Origin of the sequence: Pseudoalteromonas sp. TAB23 (assembly GCF_000498075.1) — a bacterium.
GTDB lineage: Bacteria > Pseudomonadota > Gammaproteobacteria > Enterobacterales > Alteromonadaceae > Pseudoalteromonas > Pseudoalteromonas arctica.
This window is the reverse complement of the sequence record NZ_AUTP01000106.1, coordinates 1-921: the sequence shown is the minus strand read 5'-3', so window position 1 is coordinate 921 and position 921 is coordinate 1. Positions and strand designations below refer to the sequence as shown.

General features: G+C 38.5%; 2 protein-coding genes. One reads left to right on the top strand and one right to left on the bottom strand.

Annotation, left to right across the window (positions count from 1 at the left end):
• A partial coding sequence (gene rrtA / locus L654_RS0102700; protein WP_024607197.1) for a rhombosortase occupies nucleotides 1-543 on the bottom strand: 543 nt, incomplete at its 3' end.
• Nucleotides 544-640: 97 nt separating this feature from the next.
• Here rrtA and L654_RS01000000125365 point away from each other — a divergent pair.
• Nucleotides 641-921: gamma-glutamyltransferase (locus L654_RS01000000125365; protein ID WP_033027694.1), on the top strand; the 281-nt coding region annotated here is incomplete at its 3' end.

Sequence of the window (921 nt, the reverse complement as noted above, 5' to 3'; positions counted from 1 at the left end):
AAGCAGAGTCCCGCCAATTACACCAATTAAATGTGCGTCAATAGCCACAGTGGAGTTAATAAGCTTTCCTATATCAGCATTAGGGCCGCTAAATTGCTCAAACGCTATTTTAATCCATACGCCTATAAATAATAAATAACCCGATTTAAGCCCTAAGGTTATATCTTTAACTGCCCCCCAAATAATTACACCATGCAGCAGAGCACTTAATCCGGTGTAAATATGTATGCTTGGGCAAAACCAATACACGCCGAGTCCACACCACAGTGCTAGCGCAGTTGTATTAAAAGCGTAGCGAGTAGGTGATGTGTATTCGCCATGTAAAAGCCATATTAGTAAAACACCACTGGCATTTAGTCCCAAATGAGCCCAATTAGCATGAACAAATTGGCTAGAAAAAATTCGCCACAGTTCGCCTTCATCAATTAGGCTTCGGTTAAATTCAAGTAAATTATTTAAATCAAATGCAGCAAAAATGGTACTAAATAGCAGCAGAATAATAGGCGGTAATATATAACGAGGTTGAATAGGTAAATTAAGCATTTTATTATATTTTTTTAGTCAAAATTTTTGCATATTGTGCCCGTTTAACTTTAAGATGCCAAATACAACTACGTAATTAAGTGTTTTTAGTATTTTTATGCATTTTAAACTTAACTCATTATTTGCCATTGGACTGTGCGCAGTATCACTGCCTTCATTTGCACAGCAAGCAACTCAAATTGAAACTCGCGAACCTGAAGCCGCTACTGGATTAATCCATAAAAAAGTAGTGCAAGGTGATAAATACATGGTTGCTGCGGCAAATCCATATGCCTCAAGAGCCGGTCAACAAATTTTAGCCCAAGGCGGCAGTGCCGTAGATGCTGCCATTGCTACTCAACTAGTGCTTACTTTAGTTGAACCGCAATCGTCAGGTAT